The sequence below is a fragment of the Bradyrhizobium sp. genome (assembly GCF_028868675.1).
Taxonomy (GTDB): Bacteria; Pseudomonadota; Alphaproteobacteria; order Rhizobiales; family Xanthobacteraceae; genus Bradyrhizobium.
On sequence record NZ_JAGWUA010000082.1, the window covers coordinates 1 to 17,500 of the forward strand.

19 protein-coding genes (1 of these 19 cut by a window edge) are annotated in these 17,500 nt (G+C 66.8%); 13 read left to right on the top strand and 6 right to left on the bottom strand.

Annotated features, from left to right (window positions below; all coding sequences use genetic code 11):
* Window positions 1–1,589: GMC family oxidoreductase N-terminal domain-containing protein (locus KGM94_RS12750; RefSeq protein ID WP_300259284.1), on the top strand; the 1,589-nt coding region annotated here is incomplete at its 5' end.
* A gap of 202 nt (window positions 1,590–1,791) precedes the next feature.
* Here the strand turns inward: KGM94_RS12750 and KGM94_RS12755 are convergent.
* Entirely contained in the window at window positions 1,792–2,553 is a 762-nt protein-coding gene (locus KGM94_RS12755) for an SDR family oxidoreductase (protein WP_300259286.1), read from the bottom strand.
* 152 nt (window positions 2,554–2,705) lie between these two features.
* Between KGM94_RS12755 and KGM94_RS12760 the strand changes: the two genes are divergently transcribed.
* Both KGM94_RS12760 and KGM94_RS12765 read left to right on the top strand, forming a co-directional pair.
* Window positions 2,706–3,488, top strand: a complete 783-nt coding sequence (locus KGM94_RS12760; RefSeq protein ID WP_300259288.1) for an SDR family oxidoreductase — start codon at window positions 2,706–2,708, stop codon at window positions 3,486–3,488.
* Complete coding sequence (locus KGM94_RS12765) at window positions 3,485–4,474, top strand: NADPH:quinone reductase (RefSeq protein WP_300259290.1); 990 nt, start codon at window positions 3,485–3,487, stop codon at window positions 4,472–4,474. Before KGM94_RS12760 ends, KGM94_RS12765 begins: the two co-directional genes overlap by 4 nt.
* A gap of 6 nt (window positions 4,475–4,480) precedes the next feature.
* Here the strand turns inward: KGM94_RS12765 and KGM94_RS12770 are convergent, their stop codons facing one another.
* On the bottom strand, window positions 4,481–4,942 hold the full coding sequence (locus tag KGM94_RS12770) for a DUF3775 domain-containing protein (protein ID WP_300259292.1): 462 nt from the start codon (window positions 4,940–4,942) through the stop codon (window positions 4,481–4,483).
* A 128-nt stretch (window positions 4,943–5,070) separates the two neighbouring features.
* Between KGM94_RS12770 and KGM94_RS12775 the strand changes: the two genes are divergently transcribed.
* The 4 genes from KGM94_RS12775 to KGM94_RS12790 all read left to right on the top strand — a co-directional run bounded on the left by KGM94_RS12775 (window position 5,071) and on the right by KGM94_RS12790 (window position 8,619).
* Window positions 5,071–5,919, top strand: a complete 849-nt coding sequence (locus tag KGM94_RS12775) for an MBL fold metallo-hydrolase (RefSeq protein ID WP_300259294.1) — start codon at window positions 5,071–5,073, stop codon at window positions 5,917–5,919.
* A 218-nt stretch (window positions 5,920–6,137) separates the two neighbouring features.
* Window positions 6,138–6,980, top strand: a complete 843-nt coding sequence (locus KGM94_RS12780; RefSeq protein WP_300259297.1) for a fumarylacetoacetate hydrolase family protein — start codon at window positions 6,138–6,140, stop codon at window positions 6,978–6,980.
* A 144-nt stretch (window positions 6,981–7,124) separates the two neighbouring features.
* The gene (locus KGM94_RS12785; RefSeq protein ID WP_300259299.1) at window positions 7,125–7,736 is read left to right on the top strand and encodes a glutathione S-transferase family protein; all 612 of its coding nucleotides are present in this window, start codon (window positions 7,125–7,127) and stop codon (window positions 7,734–7,736) included.
* Window positions 7,737–7,749: 13 nt separating this feature from the next.
* Complete coding sequence (locus tag KGM94_RS12790; protein ID WP_300259301.1) at window positions 7,750–8,619, top strand: MBL fold metallo-hydrolase; 870 nt, start codon at window positions 7,750–7,752, stop codon at window positions 8,617–8,619.
* 124 nt (window positions 8,620–8,743) lie between these two features.
* Here the strand turns inward: KGM94_RS12790 and KGM94_RS12795 are convergent, their stop codons facing one another.
* Complete coding sequence (locus KGM94_RS12795; RefSeq protein ID WP_300259303.1) at window positions 8,744–9,286, bottom strand: methylated-DNA--[protein]-cysteine S-methyltransferase; 543 nt, start codon at window positions 9,284–9,286, stop codon at window positions 8,744–8,746.
* Window positions 9,287–9,413: 127 nt separating this feature from the next.
* Between KGM94_RS12795 and KGM94_RS12800 the strand changes: the two genes are divergently transcribed.
* Both KGM94_RS12800 and KGM94_RS12805 read left to right on the top strand, forming a co-directional pair.
* The gene (locus tag KGM94_RS12800) at window positions 9,414–10,232 is read left to right on the top strand and encodes an alpha/beta hydrolase (protein WP_300259305.1); all 819 of its coding nucleotides are present in this window, start codon (window positions 9,414–9,416) and stop codon (window positions 10,230–10,232) included.
* Window positions 10,233–10,234: 2 nt separating this feature from the next.
* Window positions 10,235–11,035, top strand: a complete 801-nt coding sequence (locus KGM94_RS12805; RefSeq protein WP_300259307.1) for an alpha/beta hydrolase — start codon at window positions 10,235–10,237, stop codon at window positions 11,033–11,035.
* A 12-nt stretch (window positions 11,036–11,047) separates the two neighbouring features.
* Here KGM94_RS12805 and KGM94_RS12810 read toward each other — a convergent pair whose 3' ends face one another.
* Window positions 11,048–11,503, bottom strand: coding sequence for a carboxymuconolactone decarboxylase family protein (locus KGM94_RS12810; protein ID WP_300259321.1), 456 nt, complete (start codon window positions 11,501–11,503; stop codon window positions 11,048–11,050).
* 135 nt (window positions 11,504–11,638) lie between these two features.
* Here KGM94_RS12810 and KGM94_RS12815 point away from each other — a divergent pair, with 135 nt between their 5' ends.
* From KGM94_RS12815 to KGM94_RS12830, 4 genes are all read left to right on the top strand, one after another.
* Window positions 11,639–12,496, top strand: a complete 858-nt coding sequence (locus KGM94_RS12815; RefSeq protein ID WP_300259309.1) for a sigma-70 family RNA polymerase sigma factor — start codon at window positions 11,639–11,641, stop codon at window positions 12,494–12,496.
* A gap of 183 nt (window positions 12,497–12,679) precedes the next feature.
* The gene (locus tag KGM94_RS12820) at window positions 12,680–13,354 is read left to right on the top strand and encodes a GntR family transcriptional regulator (RefSeq protein WP_300259311.1); all 675 of its coding nucleotides are present in this window, start codon (window positions 12,680–12,682) and stop codon (window positions 13,352–13,354) included.
* A gap of 71 nt (window positions 13,355–13,425) precedes the next feature.
* Window positions 13,426–14,226, top strand: a complete 801-nt coding sequence (locus KGM94_RS12825) for a phytanoyl-CoA dioxygenase family protein (RefSeq protein ID WP_300259313.1) — start codon at window positions 13,426–13,428, stop codon at window positions 14,224–14,226.
* 159 nt (window positions 14,227–14,385) lie between these two features.
* Window positions 14,386–15,696 carry a Gfo/Idh/MocA family oxidoreductase gene (locus KGM94_RS12830; protein ID WP_300259315.1) on the top strand — a complete coding sequence of 437 codons (1,311 nt, stop codon included), beginning with the start codon at window positions 14,386–14,388 and terminating at the stop codon, window positions 15,694–15,696.
* 6 nt (window positions 15,697–15,702) lie between these two features.
* Here the strand turns inward: KGM94_RS12830 and KGM94_RS12835 are convergent, their stop codons facing one another.
* Both KGM94_RS12835 and KGM94_RS12840 read right to left on the bottom strand, forming a co-directional pair.
* Window positions 15,703–16,788 carry an SDR family oxidoreductase gene (locus KGM94_RS12835; protein ID WP_300259317.1) on the bottom strand — a complete coding sequence of 362 codons (1,086 nt, stop codon included), beginning with the start codon at window positions 16,786–16,788 and terminating at the stop codon, window positions 15,703–15,705.
* A 343-nt stretch (window positions 16,789–17,131) separates the two neighbouring features.
* A protein-coding gene (locus tag KGM94_RS12840) for a hypothetical protein (RefSeq protein WP_300259319.1) crosses the window boundary here: on the bottom strand, window positions 17,132–17,500 show its 3' portion. 222 nt of this gene lie beyond the right edge of the window; 369 of the gene's 591 nt are visible here — the last part of the coding sequence; the start codon falls outside the window, past its right edge; it ends in the stop codon at window positions 17,132–17,134.

Genomic DNA, 17,500 nt, shown 5'->3' on the forward strand with positions numbered 1-17,500 from the left:
ACTTCGTGGTGGTGGGCGCGGGCTCCGGCGGCTGCGCGGTGGCGGGACGGCTGTCGGAGGACGCCGGCACCTCGGTGGCGCTGCTCGATGCCGGCGGCGCCTGCGACAACTGGATCGTCACCACGCCGGGCGCGCTGGTGCTGATGGTCGCCGGCGGCGTCAACAACTGGAGCTTCAACACCGTGCCACAGAAGGGGCTGAACGGCCGCATCGGCTATCAGCCGCGCGGCAAGGGCCTAGGGGGCTCCTCCGCCATCAACGCCATGGTCTATATCCGCGGCCACCGCTGGGACTACGACCACTGGGCTTCGCTCGGCAACACCGGCTGGGCCTATGCGGACGTGCTGCCCTATTTCAAGCGCTCGGAGAACAACTCCGATTTCAGCGGCGAATATCACGGCAACAGCGGTCCGCTCCACGTCAACCGGCTGCGCACCGACAATCCCGTGCAGGAGACGTTCCTCGACGCCGCGCGCGAGGCGCAATTCCGCATCCGCGAGGATTTCAATGCCGAAGACCACGAAGGGCTCGGCATCTACCAGGTGACGCAGCACAATGGCGAGCGCTGGAGCGCGGCGCGCGCCTATGTGCATCCGCACGTGGCAAGCCGCGCCAATCTGAAGGTCGAGACGAACGCGCATGCGACGCGCATCCTGTTCGAAGGCAAGCGCGCCGTTGGCGTCGAGTTCAGGCAGGGCGACAAGCTGCGGCAGATCAGGGCCCGGCGCGAGGTGATCCTCGCCGCCGGCGCCTTCCAGTCGCCGCAGCTTTTGATGCTGTCGGGCGTCGGCGATACGGCAGCTCTCGGCAAGCACGGCATCGAAAGCCGGCATCATCTGCCCGGCGTGGGTGCGAACCTGCAGGACCATCCGGATTTCATCTTCACCTATCTGTCAGATGCGCCCAATCTTGCCGGCATCACCTGGCGCGGCATCGCCGACCAGATCCGCGCCATCGGCCAGTACCGGCGGGAGCGCCGCGGCATGATGACGACGAATTTCGCCGAATGCGGCGGCTTCCTGAAGACCCGCCCCGATCTCGAGGTCCCCGACGTCCAGCTCCATTTCAGCATGGCGATGGTCAACGACCACGGCCGCAAACGCACCTGGGGCCGCGGCTTCTCCTGCCACGTCTGCCTGCTGCGGCCGAACAGCAAGGGCACGCTCGCGCTTGCGAGCGCCGATCCGTTTGCCGCCCCGCTGATCGACCCGAATTTCCTCGGCGAGGAGGCCGACCTCGAGGCGATGGTCGCGGGCTTCAAGCTGACGCGGCGGCTGATGGAGGCGCCGGCGCTACGGGCGCTGCAGAAGAAGGACATGGTGACGGAGGGCGTGAAGACCGACGATGACATCCGCGCGCTGCTGCGCGATCGCGTCGACACGGTCTATCACCCGGTCGGCACCTGCAAGATGGGCGCTGGCGACCCGCTTGCCGTGGTCGATCCGAAGCTCAGAGTACACGGCCTGGAGGCCTTGCGCGTCGTCGACGCCTCGATCATGCCCACCCTGATCGGCGGCAACACCAACGCGCCGACCATCATGATCGGCGAGAAGGCCGCCGACATGATCAAGGCGGAGATACGGGCGTAGGGCAAGCGATCGCCTCATCGTCGTCCCGGCGAACGCCGGGACCCATACCGCGTGATCTCTCGTGGGACGAACGCAGGGGAGAGATCGTCTACGAACAACTCCTCCCTGTGGTTATGGATCCCGGATCGGCGCGCGCCTTTGGCGCGCTTGTCCGGGACGACGAAGGAGGTCGTGGCCAGCTTGCCCGGCAATGACAACCGTCTCAACTCAGCAAAAACCCGCCGTCCACCGTCACCACGCTGCCGGTCATGTAGCGTGAGGCGTTCGACGCCAAGAGCAGAATGGCGCCGTCGAGATCGCTTTCGGCGCCGACGCGGCGCTGCGGGATGCGCTTGGTCAGCCGCTCGCCCGGAGGAGTCGACCAGAAGTCGTGATTCATCTCGGTGTCGATGTAGCCGGGCGCCAGCGCGTTGACGCGGATGTTGTTGCCGGCGAGTTCCAGCGCCATCGCGCGCGTGCCCTGGATCATGCCGGCCTTGGAGATCGCGTAGGGCGAGAGCGCCTTCAGGACGCCGGTGCCGATCACCGAGGCGATGTTGACGATGTTGCCCGGCTGCTGGCGCGCGATCATCCGCCGCGCCACCTCGGTCGCGAGGAAATAGGCGCCCTTGAGGTTGGAGCCGATCACGGCGTCCCAGTCGGCCTCGGTCTGGTCGATCGCGAGCTTCTCGATCGCGATGCCGGCATTGTTGATCAGCACGGTGATGGGCCCCAGCGCTGCCTCCGCAACATCGACCGCCTTGGGGATAGAGGCGGTATCGGTGATGTCGAGCGAAACCGCAGCCGCCCGGCCGCCCTTGCCGCGGATCTCCTCCTGCAGGCTCTTCAGCTTGCCGGTCTGGCGCGCGGCCAGCACGACGGCTGCGCCATGCGCGGCCAGAACGCGGGCGAACTGCCGCCCCAACCCCTGGCTGGCGCCGGTGATCAGGATGGTTTCCTTGCTGACGTCGAACACGGCGGACATGTCGAAATTTCCTGGCACAAGACCGATATGCGCGCATTGATACCCGCGATTTCGGCCGGCGCAAAGCCGCAGGGCTTACCAGAGCCGCCGCCGTTGGCTAGAGTAGCTGCATCGCACTTGCAAAAACCACCTGACAGCACGGGAGTGAAACAGTGGATCTTGGGATCAAAGGCCGCCGCGCCATCGTCTGCGCATCCAGCAAGGGCCTGGGCCGTGCCTGCGCCATGGCGCTCGCCAATGAAGGCGTCCATGTCACGCTGACCGCGCGCGGCGCCGAAGCGTTGAAAAAGACGGCCGACGAGATCAGGAAGGCCAACGCGAGCGTCACCGTCACCGAGATCGTCGGTGACATCACCACGCCTGCGGGGCGCGAGGCCGTGCTGAAGGCCTGTCCCGATCCGGACATCCTCGTCAACAATGCCGGCGGTCCCCCGCCCGGCGATTTCCGCAACTGGACCCGCGACGACTGGATCAAGGCGATCGACGCCAACATGCTGACGCCGATCGAGCTGATCAAGGCGACCGTCGACGGCATGATGGCGCGCAAGTTCGGCCGCATCGTCAACATCACCTCCGCCGCGGTGAAGGCGCCGATCGACATCCTGGGCCTCTCCAACGGCGCCCGCGCTGGCCTCACCGGCTTCATCGCGGGTCTGTCCCGCAAGACCGTGATCAACAACGTCACCATCAATGGCTTGTTGCCGGGCCCGTTCGGGACGGACCGGCTGCGCGGCACCGCGAAGGCCGAGGCCGAGAAGCGTGGCATCACGGCGGATCAGATCCTGGCCGAGCGCGCCAAGCTCAATCCCGCGGGGCGCTTCGGCGACCCCGACGAATTCGGCTATGCCTGCGCCTTCCTGTGCGGCGCCAAAGCCGGCTTCATCACCGGGCAGAACATTCTGCTCGACGGCGGCGCCTTCCCGGGAACGCTGTGAAGGCGGTCTGGTACGAGCGGACCGGCCCGGCGGCCGAGGTCCTCACCCATGGCGAGATGCCGACGCCGGTGGCGGGCCCGGGCGAAGTGCGCGTTCGCCTGCAGGCCTCCGGCGTCAATCCGGCCGACGTCGGCCGCCGCAGTGGCAGCTACCGGCCGATGGAATATCCGCGGGTGATCCCGAACAGCGACGGGACCGGCGTCATCGACCAGGTCGGCGACGGCGTGACGCGGTTTGAGGCCGGCGACCGGGTCTGGCTGTTCAACGGCCAGCGCAACGGCCGCGCCTTCGGAACGGCCGCGGAATACATCGTGCTCGCCGAATGGCTCGTGACCCCGCTGCCGGAAAGCCTGTCGTTCGCGCAAGGCGCCACGCTCGGCATTCCCGCCATGACGGCGTGGTGCTGCCTGTTCGGCGACGGGCCGATTCGCGGCCAAACGGTGCTGGTCACCGGCGGCGCCGGCGCGGTCGGCCACTACGCCGTGCAACTCGCCAAATGGGGCGGCGCGCAGGTGATCGCGACCGTGAGCTCGGCGGCGAAGGGAGAGCAGGCGCGGCGCGCCGGCGCCGATCTCGTCATCAATTACCGGGAGGAGGACGTCGTCGCGAAGACGCTTGTCTTCACCGCGCAGCGCGGCGTCGATCGCGTGGTCGACGTCGATTTCGGCGGCAATCTCGCCACCACGCTGAAGCTGATGGCCGTCAACTCGGCAATTGCCGTCTACGCCACCAACGGCAACCGGACGCCGGTCGTGCCGATGCGCGAACTGATGGAGAAATGCATCGCGCTGCGCCCGCTCGTCCTGTTCGCATTGCCGCAGGCAACGCTCGCGGCCGCGCAGGCCGACATCTCGAAATGGCTGGCGGCAGCGCCCCGGCTCCACAACGTCGCCGCGCAGGTTCCGCTGTCGGAGACCGCACGCGCGCACGAGGCCGTCGAGAAGGGCGACAAGCTCGGCACCGTCATCGTCGACTGCGCGCGGTAGGACGCTTCACCGCCGCCGGGTCGGCTCGTCCTCGTCGCGCTCGCTGGGGCCGGAGGAATCCGCCGTCACGCGCTCCTCGGTCCAGTCGATGCCGAAGGCATCGAGGGCTTCGGCCAGGAGATCGCCGAGCATCGGCTCGCCCAGGAGATAGCGTGCGGTGCTGCGCCCCTCGTGCTGTTCGAGCGCCTGGCTGCGGAGGGCGGACCAATCGTCGATTCCGCCGTCGCCGCGGCCGAGCCGCATCAGCGCGACGAGGTCGACCTGCTCGTCCTCGGTCAGCGCATTGATGAAGCCGGAGATCTCGCGCACCACCGGATCGCCGGCGGTGTCTTCGAGCACGTCGACCATGTCGTCATCGGCGGCGCTGGAGCCGGAATCGGGATCGGAGGCGGCTTGCTTGACGTCGAACTCGCGGGCTTTCTCTATCAGGAAAGCAACTTTTTCGAGTGAAATCGTCAATTCCGGCATGAGGTCCTCCCAAGTCTGAACCGATCAAGGCTGACCCGATAACGCAGCATGGCACCGGATGATCCATTGCGCGGCGCCGCGGAAACCCCCATGCTTCGGACGCAAGAAACAAGAAGAGGAAGCGCCGGATGCAGTGGAAGGTGGGCAAGGTCAGGATCACCAAGGTGGTGGAGCTGGAGACGGTGGGCTCGACCCGGTTCATCCTGCCGCTCGCGACCAATGACGAAATCCAGAAGCTGCCCTGGCTCATTCCGCATTTCGCAACCGACGAGGGCCGGCTGAAGATGTCGATCCACTCGCTGGTGTTGGAGACACCCTCGCGCCGCATCGTGGTCGACACCGGGCTCGGCAACGACAAGCAGGGCCGCAACGTCCCGACCTGGAACAACCGCAACACGCCCTTTCTCGAGACCATGACGGCGGCGGGCTTTGCGCCCGACAGCATCGACACCGTGCTGTGCACGCATCTGCACGTCGACCACGTCGGTTGGAACACGAGACTCGTCGGCGACAAATGGGTGCCGACCTTCGCGAAAGCGCGCTACGTCTTCGGCAAGACCGAATACGAGCACTGGCGCGACCATTCGGACGAGCCGGACAAACGCGCGGTGTTCGACGATTCCGTGAAGCCGATCGTCGCGGCCGACCGGGCCGAGCTGATCGCGAGCGACCATCGGCTGTGCGAAGAGGTCAGCATGATCCCGACCCCCGGCCACAGCCCGGGCCATATGAGTATCCTGATCTGCTCCGAAGGCGAACAGGGGCTTTTGACCGGAGACGTCGCCCACCATCCCTGCCAGATGGCCCATCTCGGCTGGTCCTCGACCGCGGATGCCGACCAGGCGAAATCGGCGGCGACGCGGCGCGAGCTGTTCTCGCGCTTTGCCGACACGCCGACGCTGGTGATCGGCGGCCATTTCGCCGCCGGCCACGTCAAGCGTGAGGGGGATGCGTTCAGGTTCGTGGCGCTGGGGTGAGGCAAATTCGCTCGCGTGTCCCGGACGCGGTGCAGCGCGCAAGCGGCGCACCACTTCGTGCTGCGCTGCGTCCGGGGCACGAAACCTTTGCCACCTCACAAGGGTTGCCCACCTCACAACGAAGGGCAGCAATGCAGCACGCCATGGGCGGTTGAATTTCCCGCGCCCCTGTTCCAAAAGCTATTCAACCAAACGGTCCATCCCAGGGAGAGACGAGAATGAAGCTTGTTCGTTACGGCGAAAAGGGTGCGGAAAAGCCCGGCCTGATCGACAAATCCGGCCAGTTGCGCGACCTCTCGGCGCATGTGAAGGACCTCAACGGCGACGCCTATGCGCCGGAATCGCTGAAGAAGCTGGCCGCGATCGACCCGGCCTCCCTGCCCGCCGTCTCCGGCAAGCCGCGGTTCGGCGCGCCCGTGACCGGCATCTCGAAATTCGTGGCGATCGGCCTCAACTATTCCGACCATGCCAAGGAGACCGGCAACCCGATCCCGTCCGAGCCGATCTTCTTCCTCAAGGCCAACACCGCGCTGTCCGGCCCCAACGATGCGGTCGAGAAGCCGCGCGGCTCGACCAAGCTCGACTGGGAGGTCGAGATCGCCGCGATCATCGGCACCCGCGCCAAATACGTCTCGGAGGCCGACGCGCTCAATCACATCGCCGGCTACTCCGTCTGCAACGACGTCTCCGAGCGCAATTTCCAGATCGAGCGGCTGGGCCAGTGGACCAAGGGCAAGTCGCACGACACGTTCGGCCCGCTCGGCCCGTGGGTCGCGACCAAGGACGAGATCAAGGACGTGCAGAACCTGTCGATGTGGCTCGACGTCAACGGCCAGCGTCGCCAGACCGGCTCGACTTCGACCATGATCTTCTCGATGGCGAAGTGCATCTCCTACGTCTCGCAGTTCATGACGCTGCTGCCCGGCGACATCGTTACCACGGGCACGCCGCCCGGCGTCGGCACCGGCATGAAGCCGCCGCAATACCTGAGCGTCGGCGACGTCGTGACGCTGGGTATCGAAGGCCTCGGCGAGCAGCGCCAGCAGATCGTGGCGGCGTGAGCCGACAATCTCCACTGCCGCCACATCGTCATTGCGAGCGAAGCGAAGCAATCCAGAACTGTATCCACGGCGAGACCCTGGATTGCTTCGTCGCTTCGCTCCTCGCAATGACGGAGCCAATCGGTTGATTGACGGATACCCAAAATGAAACTCACCTTCTCCCCCGCCTCGCCCTTTGCCCGCAAGGTGCGCATCGCCGCGATCGAACTCGGCGTGATCGACAAGATCGAACTGGTCTCCGCCGCTGTGGCGCCGGGCACGGCCAACGAGGACTATCAGCGCATCACGCCGCTGAAGAAATTGCCGATCCTGATCACCAATGACGGCGAGGTCATTCTCGACAGCTACGTCATCGTCGAATATCTCAACGAAACCGTCGGCGGCAGCCTGATCCCTGGCTACGGACCGGCGCGCTGGCAGGCCAAGACCGACCACTCCCTGATCAACGGCATGCTCGATTCCATGCTGCTGTGCCGCTACGAGAAGATGGTGCGACCGCAGGGGCTGCAGTGGCAGGCCTGGCATGACGACCATTGGAACCGCACCTGGAGCGGCCTCGCGCGGTTCGAGAATCGGCCCGAGGTGCTGAACGGCCCGTTCGGCATCGCCCAGATCGGCCTCGTCTGCGTGCTCGGCTACGCCGATTTCCGCTTCGCCGATTGCGGCTGGCGCAAGGCGTTTCCGAAGCTCGACGCCTTCCACCAGAAGATGCTGGAGCGGCCATCGGTGAAGATCTCGGTCCCGCCGCCGGCGTAAGGCGAGGTCTGTCATGCGCCTGAAATTCGCAGTCGGCGATCTCACCATCCAGCGCATCATCGAGCAGGAGACGACGTTCCTGCCCGCGCTCGACATGCTGCCGGGGCTGACACCGGAGGTGCTGGCCGAGAACCGGATCTGGATGCAACAGGCCAACGCGCTGGACGACAAGGACACGCTGATCCTCTGTTTCCAGTCCTACGTGATCAGGACGCCGCATCACACCATCCTGGTCGACAGCTGCATTGGCAACGACAAGCCGCGGCCGCTGCGGCCGAAGTGGAACTTGAAGACCGACGACACCTACATGAAGGGCCTGGCCGCCGCGGGCCTGTCGGTCGGCGACATCGACTTCGTGATGTGCACGCATCTGCATGTCGATCACGTCGGCTGGAACACACGGCTCGAGAACGGCCGCTGGGTGCCGACCTTCCCCAAAGCGCGCTACGTGTTCGCCAAGGGCGAGTTCGACTACTGGACCGAGCAGAATGCCAGGGCGGAGGTGCCGCCCTTCGTCGACAGCGTGCTGCCGGTCGTCGAGGCCAGGCGGCACGAGATCGTCGGCTACGACCACCAGATCGGCGATCACGTCCGCATCCTGCCGACGCCGGGCCACACCCCCGGCCACGTCGCCTTCACCTTCGGCCGCGGCAGGGACGACGCGGTGTTTTCCGGCGACCTCATGCATTCGCCGCTGCAGGCGCGCCATCCCGAGCTGTCGGCGAAGTTCGACGTCGACCAGGCGCAGGCGGCAGCGACCCGCAGGAGCTTCTTGGAACGCTATTGCGACACCGACACGCTGTGCTGCACGGCGCATTTCCCCTCGCCGTCGGTTGGAAGAATCCGGCGCAAGGGCAACGGCTTCGCTTGCGAGGCGGTGTAGCCAGGCTACGGTAGGGTGGGCAAAGCGAAGCGTGCCCACCACTTCCGCGGCGACACGGATATAGCATGGTGGGCACGGCGCTTCGCGCCTTTGCCCGCCCTACGATTCCGGCGCGTACGGATCGTCAATCAAACAAACTCGGCGTGTGATTGACGATCGCGCCCTCGATCTCAAGCATCTTCAGCTTCGTCGCCACGCCGCCGTTCGCCGAGAAGCCGCCCGGCTTGTTGCCGGCGGCGAGCACGCGATGGCAGGGCACCACGATCGGGCACGGGTTGCGGCCGAGCGCCTGGCCGACCTCGCGCGACAACTCCACGCCGCCGAGGCGCTTGGCGATATCGCCATAGGTCAGGGTCTGGCCGGGCGGGATGGTGCGGGCGATCGCATAGACGCCGCGGCTGAATTCCGGCACGCCGTCGAGATCGAGCGCGATATCGGCGAGGTCGTCCGGTTCGCCCGCGAGCAGGTGCACGATGCGCTCGATCGCCTCTTTCACCTCGGCGGTCGGCTCCTGCTCGCTGGCATCGCCGTAGCGCTGGCGGATGCGGGTGCGGATCTGCGCCTCCCCCCCCATCGGCAACTGCACGCCGTTGATGCCGCGCGGCCCCCATTCGATGCCGCACAGGCCGATTCTGGTCTCGAACAGGGCAAAATGCTGGTCGGTCATGGCAGGCTCCCTCGTCGCACGCCCCACGCTGATCCTGCGACGGAATCTAGGCTTGGAAAGAGTTGCGATCCACCCGGTTTCGGGGAATCTTGCACATGAGTTCCTTCTCCGTCCCGCGAGCCCGGACATGCAGCGCCTTCACGTCAACGGATACGACATGGCCTATCTCGACGTCGGCGAGGAGAGGGGCCGGCCGCCGCTCGTCTGCGTGCACGGCTCGCTCAGCGATTTCCGTATCTGGGGCTGCGTGCTGGGACCGCTGTCGCAGCGCCATCGCCTGATCTGCGTCAGCTTAAGGCACTTCTTTCCCGATCAGTGGAACGGCGTTGGCGACACCTATTCGATCCAGCAGCATGTCGACGACGTCATCGCCTTCATCGAAAAGCTCGACGCCGGCCCGGTCGACCTGATGGGCCATTCGCGCGGCGGGCACATCTGTTTCCGCGTCGCACAGGCGCGGCCGGACCTGCTGCGCCGCCTGATCCTCGCCGAGCCCGGCGGCGAGCTCGACGCCACGCTCGACCCGGACTACAAGGGCGGCCCCTCGCCGCTGCTCGCGCATTTCACCGCCGCCGCCGACAAGATCGCGGCCGGCGACGTCGACGGCGGGCTCGCCGTCTTCATGGACACGCTGGAAGGCCCCGGCACCTGGCCGCGGCTGCCGGCCGCCGTGAAGCAGAATTTGCGCGACAACGCCACGACCCTGATCGGCCAGGTCCGCGACAACCGCCCGCCCTTCTCGAAGGCCGACGCGGAGGCGATCAGGATACCGACGCTGTTCATCCTGGGCGAGCGCACCAAGGGCCTGCTGCCAAAGGTGCTGCGGGCGCTGGCCGCGCACGTGCGCTACTCCAGGACGGTGGTCATCGAGCGCACCTCGCACCCGATGTTCGAGCAGGCGCCGCAAAAATATTCCGAGATCGTGCTGGACTTTTTGGCAGGCTGATCATGCAGACAACTCGCATCAACGGTTACGACATGGCCTATCTCGAGGTGGGCGAGGCCAATTCGGGGCCGCCGCTCGTCTGCGTGCACGGCACGCTCGGCGATTTCCGTACCTGGTATTCGGTGCTCGGGCCACTGTCGAAGACGCACCGCGTGATCTCGGTCAGCCTGCGCCATCTGTTTCCCGAGCATTGGGACGGGATCGGCGGCAATTACCGGATGGGCCAGCACGTCGACGACACCATCGCCTTCATCGAACAGCTCGGCGCGCCGGTCGACCTGATGGGTCATTCGCGCGGCGGGCATCTCGCGTTTCGCGTCGCGCAGGCGCGGCCCGACCTGTTGCGCAAGCTGGTACTGGTCGAGCCCGGCGGAGCGCTCGACGCCAGTCTTGGGACCGGCGCCGGCGCGCCGCCCCGCATCGCGGTGGCGGCCGAGAAGGTTCGCGCCGGCGACACCGAGGGCGCGCTGCAGCACTTCTTCGAGGAGATCGAGGGCGAAGGAAGCTGGCGGCGCGTGCCGGCCGCCGCCAAGCAGCAATTGCGCGACAACGTCTTCAGCTTCCTCGGCCAGGTCAACGAGAACCGCAAGCCCTATACGCTCGCGGACGCGCAGGCGATCCGCAACCCCACGCTCCTGATCGGCGGCGGCGCCACCAAGGGCAATCTCTCGGTGATCTGGCGCGCGCTGGCAAAGCACATTGCCGGTGCCCGAACCGCTGTCATTCCAGACACCGGCCACTGGATGTTCGAGCAGGCGCCGCAGGCCTATTGCGACGCGGTGACGGCGTTTCTGGCGGGGTAGAGGTGTTTCCTCTCACCCCTTCCAGGCGCCGACGGGCTGCCTGACCGCGACGTTGAGACGGTTCCAGACGTTGATGGTGGCGATCGCGAGCAGCAGCGTGGCGAGCTCGGCCTCGTCAAAATGCTTGTCGGCCGCGTTCCAGACCGGATCTGGAACGGGATCGGCGCGATCGGGCAGCCGCGTCAGCTCTTCGGTGAGCGCCAGCGCTGCGCGCTCGGCGTCCGTGAAATACGGCGTGTCGCGCCAGGCGGACACCGCGAACAGCCGCTCGTCGGCTTCGCCATGCCTGCGGGCCGCCCTGGCGTGCATGTCGACGCAGACACTGCAGCCGTTGATCTGGCTGGCGCGCAGATGCACCAGCTCCAGGAGCTTTTCCGGCAGGCCGTTCTGGGTCAGGGCGCCCAGCGACTGCAGGACCTTCATGGCGTCGGGAAGGACCATCACGGGGTGGTTCATGCGTGCGTGCATCATGTCGCGTCTCCATATGTGAGGCCGGCAGCGATGCCGGCGGACTTTTTTTGACGGTTCCAGTGCGATCCTTGTCACATCGGCCGGATTTCCTTCGTCATGGCCATGACGGATCGCGGACAGGGAATGTGACCGATGGACGAGAAAAGATTTTTGACCGGGCAGTTCCAGGCCAATCGCGACCATCTGCGCGCGGTCGCCTACCGGATGCTCGGCCGCCACGGCGAGGTCGACGACGCCGTGCAGGAAACCTGGCTCCGCCTCAATCGCTCGGAGACCGGCGACGTCGCAAACCTGCGCGGCTGGCTCACCACGGTGATCGCGCGCATCTGCCTCGACATGCTGCGTGCGCGCAAGTCTCGCCGCGAGGAGCCGATCGGCCCGCATGTGCCGGAGCCCGTCGCCGACACGCAGGACAGCGACGCCGAGATGGCCGATTCCGTCGGCGCGGCGCTGCTGGTGGTGCTCGAAACGCTTCAGCCCGCCGAACGGCTGGCCTTCGTGCTGCACGACATGTTCGCCGTTCCCTTCGAGGAGATCGCCCCGATCGTCGGCCGCTCGGTGCCCGCCGCGCGCCAGCTCGCGAGCCGCGCGAGGCGGCGCGTGCAGGGTGCACCCGTGCCGGATGCCGATTTCGATCGCCGGCGCGGGATCGTCGAGGCTTTCATCGCCGCCTCGCGCGAGGGCAATTTCGAGGGACTGCTCGCCGTGCTCGATCCCGACGTCATGCTGCGCGCAGACGATGCGGCGGTGCGGCTCGGCTCGCTCGCCGAGATCCGCGGTGCCACGGCGGTCGCCGAAGCCTTCAAGGGACGGGCCCAGGCCGCGCGACCGGCGCTCATCGACGGCGAGATCGCGATCGCCGTCATCTTCGGCGGACGACTGCGCGTCGCGCTCCGCCTTGCGTTCGATGGCGACAGGATCGCGGAGCTCGATGCGGTGGCCGAGGCGGCGCGCGTCCGGGCGTTCGACCTGGTCGTGCTGGAGCGGTGAGGCCGGGGGAGCCCCAGCGCTGTCGAATGCGGCACGGCGGCCGACGTCGAAAACCGGCGTAATTTCAATACACTGACAGGTCAGCGCTCAGGCCGCCGCGCGCCCGTGCTGCGCTTGACCCCGCACATGACAAGCAGTAGCGTTTTGAATACGGAATTCCGTATTTGCTGAGGAGCCGCCGGCGTGATCCCGCTCGACCCATCGCCCAACCTGATCGACCAGGTCTATGCGCGGATCCTGGAGGCGATCATCGACCGCAGCCTGCAGCCGGGCCAGCGCATCCGCCAGAACGAGCTCGCCGACCGGCTCGGCGTGTCGCGCCAGCCGGTATCGCATGCGCTGCACCTGCTGCATCGGCAGGGCCTCGTCGCCGAGAGCGGCCGGCGCGGCTTTGAGGTCACCCAGCTCGATCCCATCCGCATCCGCCAGCTCTACGAGGTGCGCGGCGCGATCGACGCGCTGGCGGCGCGGCTCGCCGCCGAGCGTGCCGGCACCGACGCGGCCGGTCGCGCGCGGCTGGACGCCGCGCTGCGCGCCGGCGGCCGCATCAACCGCAAGACGCCGCTCGCCGAGCTGATCGCGCTCGACGTCGACTTCCATCGGGCGATCTATCAGCTCGCCGGCAATCCCGTGATCGAGCAGACGATCGCGCCGCAATGGCCGCACATGCGCCGCTCGATGGCCACCGTGCTCTCCGAACTCGACTACCGCGAGAGCGCCTGGACGGAGCACGCCGACCTCGCCGGACATGTTCTCGCAGGCGACGCTAGGGGCGCCGAGCGTGCCGCGCTCGCGCACGCGCAAGCCGCGGGACGGATGACCGAGGAGAGATTGCGGGCGACGGAAGTGGCGGCGTAGATGCGCCGTCGTGCCCGGGCTCGTCCTGGCCATGACGAGAGAAAACAACAATCGTAGGGAGGATTTGACCCATGAAACTGACCCAGGAGCAACTGGAGTTCTTCCGCCGCGAGGGTTGGCTGTTCCTCCCCGAGCTGTTCAGCCAGGAGGAAGTCGACTTTCTGGCGCGTGAGGCCGTGGCGATCTACGACGCCAATCGCCCCGAAGTCTGGCGCGAAAAGAGCGGCGCGCCCCGCACGGCGTTTGCCGCGCATCTCTACAACGAGGCGTTCGGCATCCTCGGCAGGCATCCGCGCATGATCGAGCCGGTCGAGCAGGTGTTCGGCGAGCCCGTCTACATGCACCAGTTCAAGATCAACGCGAAATCAGCCTTCACCGGCGACGTCTGGCAATGGCACCAGGACTACGGCACCTGGAAGCGCGACGACGGCATGCCCGAGCCCCGCGCCATGAACATCGCAATCTTCCTCGACGAGGTGATGCCGATCAACGGTCCCCTGATGCTGGTGCCGCGCAGCCAGGACGCCGGCGACCTCGCCGCCTCGCATGATCTCGCCACCACCTCCTATCCGCTGTGGACGCTGGACGAGGACACGGTCACGCGCCTGGTCCAGCAGGGCGGCATCGTGGCGCCGACCGGCAAGGGGGGCGGCATGCTGATGTTCCACGGCAATCTCGTGCACGGATCGAGCGGCAACATCACGCCCTATCCGCGCAAGATCGTCTATCTGACGCTGAACGCGGTCTCGAACTACATCCGCAAGCCGACGCGGCCCGAGTACATCGCCCACCGCGATTTTGCGCCGATCAAGACGGTGGACGACGACGCGCTGCTGCGCCTCGCGCGTGCGCCGCGGCAAGCGGCGGAGTAAGACACTCTCGTGCCCCGGATGCCGCGCATCGTGAAATGATGCACTGCTGATCCGGGGCCCACGCCGCATGGATTTCATCCTCATGGGTCCCGGATCTGCGGAGCATCACTTCGTGCTGCACCGCGTCCGGGACGCGATATTTGCATCCGGGAAGCCATCATGAACCTCTTCCATCTCCTCCAAGCCCGCCACGCGGCCGGCAAGCCGGTGCGCGTGGCGCTGATCGGCGCCGGAAAGTTCGGCTCGATGTTCCTGTCGCAGGTGCCGCACGTGCCGGGACTGGAGGTGCCCGTCATCGTCGACCTCGACCGCGAGCGGGCGCGCGAGGCCTGCCGCACCGTCGGCTGGGAGGCCGAGCGCATCGCGGCCACGAGCTTCACCGATGACGGCGCACGCGCCATCGCCGGCGGGGCGATCGATGTGGTGGTGGAGGCGACGGGCAATCCGGCGGTCGGCATCAGGCACGCGCGCGCGGCGATTGCGGCCGGCAAGCACATCGTGATGGTCAATGTCGAGGCCGACGTGCTGGCCGGCCCCCTGCTCGCCGAGGAGGCGCGGAAGGCGGGTGTGGTCTATTCGCTCGCCTATGGCGACCAGCCGGCGCTGACGGCGGAGATGGTCGACTGGGCGCGCGCCACCGGCTTTCGCGTGGTCGCCGCCGGCAAGGGCACGAAATACCTGCCTGCCTATCACGACGTGACGCCCGAAGGCGTCTGGCAACACTATGGCCTCACGGCGGGCGAGGCGCAGTCGGCCGGCATGAACCCGCAGATGTTCAACTCCTTCCTCGACGGCACCAAGTCGGCGATCGAGATGGCGGCGATCGCGAACGCCTGTGCGCTCGACGTGCCGGCGGACGGCCTGTCGTTTCCGCCCTGCGGCGTCGACGACCTGCCGCACATCATGCGGCCGCGCGACAAGGGCGGCGTGCTGGAGCGCGCGGGCGTGGTGGAAGTGGTCTCCTCGCTGGAGCGCGACGGCCGCCCGGTGTTCCGCGACTTGCGCTGGGGCGTCTACGTCGTGCTGGAGGCGCCGAACGACTATGCCGCCGACTGTTTCCGGCAATACGGACTGAAGACCGACGCAAGCGGGCGCTATGCCGCGATGTACAAGCCCTATCATTTGATCGGACTGGAGCTGAACGTCTCGGTCCTGTCGGCCGCGCTGCGGGGGGAGCCGACCGGCCAGGCGAGCGGCTTCCGCGGCGACGTCGCGGCCGTGGCCAAGCGAAACTTGCGCGCCGGCGAGATGCTGGACGGCGAAGGCGGCTACACGGTCTGGGGCAAGCTGGTGCCGGCGGCGGCGAGCCTGAAAGCCGGCGCGCTGCCGATCGGGCTCGCGCACCGGGTCAAGCTCAGACGCGACGTCGCCCATGGCGCGATGGTGCGCTGGAGCGACGTCGAGTTCGACGAAGGCAACGAGACGGTGAAGACGCGCAAGGCGATGGAAACGGCTTTTGCGAAGGCCTGAGGCTCGTCAGGGAAGCAGCCGCTGATCCCGGGCCTGGGCGAACCACTTCCGAAACATGTCCTCGGTGTCCATCATCTCGGTAAAGCCGGCGCGGTTGATCTTCACCGTCGAGACGATCGAGGGCGGACCGGATTCGGCATGGCCGTAGCGCATGCTGTAGTCGGCATACTGGAACGACAGGCCGACGAATTCGGCCAATCCCGGCGAGGCGAGGTTGTGCTTGCGCCGCAAAGCCTCCCACGGCGCGATCCAGTCCGGATATGCCTTTGCGAGCGAGAGCGGCACGGGCTTGCCTGGATTCATGTCCAGCGCATCGGCAATCGCGGGCCAGATGTTCTCCCAGGTGAAGACGTCGCCATTGGTGACGTTGAAGGTCTCGTTGCGCGCGGCCTCGGCCTCGCCGGACCACGCGATCGCGCGCGCCAGCAGGTCGACGTCGACGGCCTGCGACACCCGCGCGGCCCCGCCGGGATAGTCGAGCGGCCGGCCCTGCTCGCGCAGCATCGCCGCGTAGACGCCGAGCGGCGGGATCAAATCCATCGCGCCGCCCATGGCGAGGCCAACGATCAGCACGGGCCGCAAAATACTCCAGTGCCAGGCCCTGCCCTGCTGCAGCTCGCGTAAAAAGGTCTCCTGGGCCCAGTAGAAATTCGGCTGCTCGTACATTTCCGAGCGCCCCTCGCGCGCCGGCACCGCGAGCGGCCGGACATGGACGCCATAGGCCTTGGTGCCCTGCAGCAGGGCAACATGGCGGAGGTCCGGCGCGACGGGCTCGAGCGCACCCATCAGGTTGCGCAGCATGAGATCATTGGTCCTGATCTGCCGCTCGTCGCGCCAGCCGTCCACCAGATTCGGCGTTTCGTAGAGCGCCGCGTAGACCAGGTGCGTCGCGCCGCGCAGCTCTGCCGAGGCCCGCCGGCATTCCGCCGCGTCCGTCAGGTCGAGAGGGACGTGGCGCGCGCCGTAGAGATCGCGCGGCTTGCGCCGCGACAATGCAACGACCTCAGAGCCTCCCGATGCGCCGAAGTGTCGCAACGCGGCACTGCCGACGAGCCCCGTCGCTCCCGCGACGACGATCTTCTTGTTCTTCATCTGCTCAATCTCCGGCCCGGACCGGCCGCGGCGGCTCGCGGCCGTCGACAACTTGCCGCACGCCGGCACTCTCGATCAAGAACGCAGCGGGGCGGCCGCCGCGCTTCGCACCTGCGGCGGAGACCGGGACGCTTGATTATCGTCAAGCGATTGGTCATCCTGCCGCTCGGAACCGAAAATACCGGAATTCCAAAGAGCAAGAGCCCACGAAGGGCCGACGGAAACGCTCAAACAATCAACCGCTCAACAATCAACGTCAATCGGAGCCGAACTCAGCTACGACGGCTTCATGATGCGGATGCGCACGCTTTCGTCCGACTGTCGTGGCCGGGCATGAGATTGGTCAATTCTGGTCGTCGCCGAGCGCCGCGATCAGCTTGTCGTAGTACCTGGCGACGAGATCGATATTGGCCTTGTTCTCGATCGCCGGCGGCGGCGATTTGAGCGCCTCGTTGAGCTCGCCGATTGCCTCCTTCTTGTCCTTGGCCGACATCTTCTTGTCAGCCTCGATCAGGGCGATCTGGCCCTTGATCACGGCTTCGGCGCCGACATATTTCTTGGTCGCGGGATCGAAGCCGCCGAGCACCAGGCTGATGTTGTCGACGACGTTGTTGTAGTCGTCATAGCTCGCAAAACCGTGCTTCCTGGCGACCCCATCGAGCTGCGCGATCATCTTCTGGTCGGGTGCGGTGTTCTCCGGCAGCTTGGCGGT